Source organism: Citrobacter sp. Marseille-Q5395, assembly GCF_947057495.1.
Lineage (GTDB): Bacteria > Pseudomonadota > Gammaproteobacteria > Enterobacterales > Enterobacteriaceae > Citrobacter > Citrobacter murliniae.
The window spans coordinates 1-5,846 of record NZ_CAMSEL010000046.1 but is presented as its reverse complement, the minus strand read 5'-3'; the positions used below and the strand labels follow the sequence as shown (position 1 = coordinate 5,846).

The 5,846-nt window shown below is 46.8% G+C and carries 6 protein-coding genes; 4 read left to right on the top strand and 2 right to left on the bottom strand.

Annotation, left to right across the window (positions count from 1 at the left end):
• A partial coding sequence (gene tpx, locus OH663_RS25605; RefSeq protein ID WP_263525924.1) for a thiol peroxidase occupies positions 1 to 259 on the bottom strand: 259 nt, incomplete at its 3' end.
• Between the two features lie 114 nt (positions 260 to 373).
• On the opposite strand from tpx, the gene ycjG reads away from it, so the two are divergent.
• Positions 374 to 1,339: an L-Ala-D/L-Glu epimerase gene (gene ycjG, locus OH663_RS25600; protein ID WP_045442448.1), complete on the top strand. Its 966-nt coding sequence runs from the start codon at positions 374 to 376 to the stop codon at positions 1,337 to 1,339.
• Here ycjG and mpaA read toward each other — a convergent pair.
• Positions 1,314 to 2,042, bottom strand: coding sequence for a murein tripeptide amidase MpaA (gene mpaA / locus OH663_RS25595; protein ID WP_045442451.1), 729 nt, complete (start codon positions 2,040 to 2,042; stop codon positions 1,314 to 1,316). The two genes, ycjG and mpaA, sit on opposite strands and share 26 nt — an antisense overlap.
• Positions 2,043 to 2,226: 184 nt before the next feature.
• On the opposite strand from mpaA, the gene mppA reads away from it, so the two are divergent.
• The 3 genes from mppA to OH663_RS25575 form a co-directional block, all read left to right on the top strand.
• Complete coding sequence (gene mppA, locus OH663_RS25590; RefSeq protein ID WP_200011779.1) at positions 2,227 to 3,840, top strand: murein tripeptide ABC transporter substrate-binding protein MppA; 1,614 nt, start codon at positions 2,227 to 2,229, stop codon at positions 3,838 to 3,840.
• Between the two features lie 701 nt (positions 3,841 to 4,541).
• Entirely contained in the window at positions 4,542 to 5,435 is an 894-nt protein-coding gene (locus OH663_RS25580) for a hypothetical protein (protein ID WP_200011782.1), read from the top strand.
• Positions 5,435 to 5,846, top strand: a 412-nt coding sequence (locus OH663_RS25575; RefSeq protein WP_476579528.1) for an autotransporter outer membrane beta-barrel domain-containing protein, incomplete at its 3' end; no start/stop codon positions are given. The genes OH663_RS25580 and OH663_RS25575, both read left to right, overlap by 1 nt.

Genomic DNA, 5,846 nt, shown 5'->3' with positions numbered 1-5,846 from the left:
GGTTGGCTGAAATGCACAGCACGACGGTATTGTCGATTTCTGTCGCCAGTTGGTTAAACTTACGTACCGATGCCGCGCAAACGCCGGTATCGATGCTTGGGAAAATATTCAGCACTTTGCGCTTGCCTGCGAACTGGGCCAGCGTAACGTCAGACAGGTCTTTAGCCACAAGAGTAAAAGCCTGAGCTTTGCTACCAGCCTGAGGAATGGAGCCGGCGACTGAAACCGGGTTGCCCTGGAAATGAACGGTTTGTGACATGGTTATCTTCCTGTTTACATATAGTTAACGTCGTGGCTAGTTTATGCCATCAACAGTTAACACGGCAAACGCTATTTGCGGATATCCGCTTCCGGGATTACATAAGGAAAATAAATGAGATCAGTTAAGGTATATGAGGAAGCCTGGCCGCTACACACTCCCTTTGTGATTGCCCGAGGCAGCAGAACAGAAGCACACGTCGTGGTGGTTGAGCTGGAAGAAAATGGCGTAAAAGGCATCGGGGAATGTACGCCTTATCCCCGTTATGGCGAAAGTGATGCTTCGGTACTGGCACAAATTATGAGTATTGCCCGGCAACTGGAAAGCGGGCTGACCCGCGAAGATTTACAGAAACTGTTGCCTGCAGGGGCTGCGCGTAATGCGATTGACTGTGCTTTATGGGACTTGAGTGCCCGGCAACAGCGACAAACTCTGGCTGAATTTATTGGCACTGAGCTGGATGCAGTTGTGACGACGGCCCAGACCGTGGTGATCGGTACCCCAGAGCAGATGGCGGCAAGCGCAGCAGCTCTGTGGGAGAATGGCGCGAAATTACTGAAAGTTAAACTGGATGCCCGCCTAATCAGCGAGCGGATGGTCGCTATCCGTGCGGCAGTTCCAGACGCCACGCTGATTGTCGATGCCAACGAATCCTGGCGTGCCGAAGGGCTCGCAGCACGTTGTCAATTGCTGGCAGATTTAGGCGTCGCAATGCTGGAACAGCCGTTACCTGCTCAGGATGATGCCGCTCTGGAGAATTTTATCCATCCGTTGCCCATCTGTGCAGATGAAAGCTGTCACACCCGCAGTAGCCTGAAAGCATTGCACGGGCGTTATGAAATGGTGAACATCAAACTGGACAAAACGGGCGGCCTGACGGAAGCGCTGGCGCTGGCGGCCGAAGCGCGCGAACAGGGATTTGCTCTGATGCTGGGATGCATGCTGTGTACTTCCCGGGCCATTAATGCCGCATTGCCGCTAACACCGCAGGTCAGCTTTGCCGATCTGGATGGCCCAACCTGGCTGGCCGATGACGCAGAGCCAGCCCTGCATTTTACGACCGGGCTGCTCCATCTCTAGGATGCCAACGCAGCAGATTAGACATCGCCAGCAGATATTTTTCGCTGGCCTCATCTGAAGAGATGGGCGGAAACTCAGCGGTAATGCAGTGTAAGTTCAGATCGGCGCACCAGCTGCCAAAAGAGCCGGGCGTTTCATAACCTACGCTGGTGACCAGGGGTAATTCAAACGTCTGCGCCAGCCACTCGCCTAATTCGCTGTGTCTGGGATCTTCAATACAGGCCAGCGGATCGTGAAAAGAAACCACCCAGGCGGGATGAATGCGGTGAATAAGCTGACACAGTGCCTGAGTTTCTGGTTCAGACCCCGGATGTTCACCGGTTAACAACACCACATCGCGTTCTTCTGCACTACTGTTCCAGCGATATACTGTTTCTCCCGCTTTCCAGTTTGCCGCCGGAAAATTACGATTGAGATCCACACCATTAGCATTCGCGCGCAATCCAAGCTGGCAACCGTCAGGGTTAACCGCCAGCACAATATGATGGCGGCGCAGCGAAGGGTTAAGCGTACGCAACGCGCAGGAAAGGGTAACCACTGAAGAGTTTTCATCACCGTGAGTTCCCGCCAGAATCAGACCACTCTCGCGATCGGCCGCGGGGGCGGGAAACCAGATTAACGGTGCGCCCAGCAGTGAACGTCCGTAATGTTCGGTTCCCGGTGGAAATGCGCCGCGCTCGGCACGAGGACGGGTAACGGTCATAGTCTTCTCTGAAAGCATGAATTGTTACTCGCAGTGTTGTGCAAAATGTCTGGATAATCAAATCGTTTTCACACACTTATCTTTTCAGGTGTAATATCACTTTCTTGTCGGAAGTTAATTGCATTTCCTGCTGGCGATACAAATAATTACACATTCACTTAATGGCCGGATCTGAGGGTATTTTATGAGGCATTCTGTTTCAGTAACCTGTTGTGCGCTGTTGGTTAGCAGCATTTCTTTATCGCATGCTGCGGATGTTCCCAGCGGAACGGTACTGGCAGAAAAACAAGAACTGGTGCGTCATATAAAGGATGAGCCTGCGTCGCTGGATCCGGCGAAAGCTGTAGGACTGCCTGAAATTCAGGTTATCCGCGATTTATTTGAAGGGTTGGTCAACCAGAATGATAAAGGTGAAATCATTCCCGGTGTAGCCACGCAGTGGAAGAGTAACGATAACCGCATCTGGACATTTACGCTACGCGATAACGCGAAATGGGCCGATGGTACGCCGGTAACGGCACAGGATTTTGTCTATAGCTGGCAGCGACTGGTTGATCCAAAAACACTTTCCCCGTTTGCATGGTTTGCAGCTTTGGCTGGTATCAATAATGCACAGACGATTATCGACGGCAAAGCCACACCCGATAAACTGGGAGTTAGCGCGGTAGATGCCAGGACATTAAAAGTTCAACTGGATAAACCACTGCCCTGGTTTGCCAATCTGACGGCGAACTTTGCGTTTTACCCGGTACAAAAAGCCAATGTTGAAAGCGGTAAAGAGTGGACAAAACCGGGTAATTTGATCGGCAACGGGGCCTATGTATTGCAGGATCGTGTCGTTAACGAAAAACTGGTGGTTGTGCCGAATACACACTATTGGGACAACGCCAAAACCGTATTGCAAAAAGTGACGTTCCTGCCAATTAATCAGGAATCTGCGGCAACAAAGCGTTATCTCGCCGGTGATATTGATATTACGGAATCCTTTCCGAAAAACATGTATCAGAAACTGTTGAAGGATATTCCGGGGCAGGTTTACACCCCACCTCAGCTCGGTACTTATTATTATGCGTTTAATACGCAGAAAGGGCCGACGGCAGATTCGCGTGTGCGCCTGGCGCTCAGTATGACTATCGATCGCCGTCTGATGGCGGAAAAAGTATTGGGTACCGGGGAAAAACCAGCCTGGCATTTCACGCCGGATGTCACTGCAGGCTTTGTACCTGAGCCTTCTCCATTTGAGCAAATGAGTCAGGAAGAGCTGAATGCTCAGGCGAAAACGTTGTTACGTGCAGCGGGCTATGGGCCGCAGAAACCGCTTAAACTGACGCTGCTGTACAATACTTCGGAAAACCATCAGAAGATCGCCATCGCCGTTGCTTCTATGTGGAAGAAAAATCTCGGTGTTGATGTGAAGTTGCAAAACCAGGAATGGAAAACCTATATCGACAGCCGTAATACCGGTAATTTCGATGTGATCCGCGCCTCCTGGGTAGGTGATTACAATGAACCATCAACGTTCCTGTCGTTATTAACATCGACTCATTCCGGGAATATTTCCCGGTTTAATAATCCTGCATACGATAAAGTGTTGACCCAGGCCACGATGGAAAACACGGAAAAAGCACGTAATGCGGATTATAACGCCGCAGAAAAAATCCTGATGGAGCAGGCTCCCATTGCGCCTATTTATCAGTACACCAACGGGCGTTTAATTAAACCATGGCTGAAAGGGTATCCCATTACCAACCCTGAAGATGTGGCCTATAGCCGTACAATGTATATTGTGAAGCACTAGTTGAATACATGCTCCTGATAGCCTTCGTTAACCTCATCTAAAACCAGAGCTGGCGCGGATTACAGCGCCAGCACCTCTCGTGAACCTTTGTTAACCGCATCAGGAAACCTCATTTTTTTGACGGTATAAATGACGTATTAAACGAATTACCGTTACGGTAAAACCCAGTTTTTACCGTCATAACCTATCACCCATGACGGTATTTATTGATACTGGATACCGTCAATGCTTACCGATACAAAGCTCAAAAACCTGAAACCTAAAGAAAAAATGTATAAGCAATCAGACCGTGATGGCCTCAGGCATTTGACGTGCTTGTTGCGTTAAATGGGGTGTATTTCAGGGCTGATTTTATTCATCAAACCCTGCCGTGGACTATTTATTGGAGCAATAGAGTTGTACTACGCGAATATTGCCGCAATGGCTGGGCGAAGCTCGAGATAATCTGTGCAATAGTGGAATCAGGGCAGCGGCACTGAGGCTGACTAGCTATATATTTTTCGGAATCACCTTAATTTCATCATACAAATTTCATGCTAACTGCATGTTAAAATATTATCAATAATTTCATGTGGTTGCCCTACAGTAATGGTCGGGTTAAATAATAATTAAATTTATTTCCAATATGTTTCATGTGATTGTGATGTGTTTAATCCCATTGGAATAGTGTTTATCAATAGTAATGGTGAAGTGAGGAAAAATTGAACAGCAAAAAAAAATTAATTGCCCTGGTTGTTTCTGGTGCTGTATTTGGCCCAGTAACCACACAAGCCCAAATGATTATTAATGATAATATATCTGTCAAAGATACATGGGGGGTCTTTAATCCCGGAGGTGCCGGTTTGTATTTAATTGATAATACAACCATTAATGTTGAAGTTACAGGAAATGGTTCGCAGGCCCATGGGATATTAGTGAATGCTTCCCCTACAGAGAGCACCGGTGATACCAAAACAATAGTTAAAAACAGCACTATAACTTCCCAAGGAAATGGGGCTTATCTTGTTGGTGGTTATACCCAATTTGATAACTCTAAAATCATCTCTTCTGGCAATTATGGTATTGTCACAAAAGGTGGAATTGTTCAACTTGAAAATGGTAGTTCTATTAATACTAAAAATAACACTATCGGCCTCTATCTGACTAAGGGTTATGATGGTACCTATGCCGATAATGAGGTTACACTAAACAATTCATCTATCGCGACCGAAAATGGCCCCGCAATAGCGGTAGGTGCTGACGCTACTGCACATATACATGTATATAATTCTAAAGTTGACAGCGGTAATGATATATTACTCACTACCAGTGATAATTCTGTTGCTGATATGGACTTTAATGGAAGCGTAGCTACAGGTAATATAATCGCAGCAGGAAATGCAGCGATTGATGTTTTATTGTACAATAAATCATGTATTTATGGTTCAATGAATAATGTTAACAGTCTTAACATTGATTCGTCTTCAGAGTGGAAAGTCTTCGGAGACTCAGATTTAAACACCTTGATAAATTCCGGCGCAGTTAATCTTTCAAACGCAAGTACTGTCGGTACAATACTAACCATTAAAATAATTACAAAGGTGATGGCGGCGTAATCATTTTTAACTCAAAACTATCTGATGATAACTCGCTTACCGATAAACTGGTGATTAATGGTGATAGTGAGGGGGATACTAATGTTATTGTTAACAACCTTGGTGGTACCGGCTCCCAGACACTAAATGGAATTGAAATAATAACGGTCAAAGGAAACTCAAATGGTGTTTTCACGCAATATGGACGTATTGTTGCAGGAGCCTATGACTATAATTTAATAAAAAACGGTAATGACTGGTATTTAGTCAGCACTATCCCACCGGTTGATCCCGTAGAGCCGCCGGTGGACCCTGTCGACCCTCCCGTTGATCCTGTAACACCGCCGGTTGACCCCTCTGATGAAACACATGTTAACCGCCCTGAAGCAGGTAGCTATCTTGCAAACATTGCGGCTGCGAACACGTTATTTA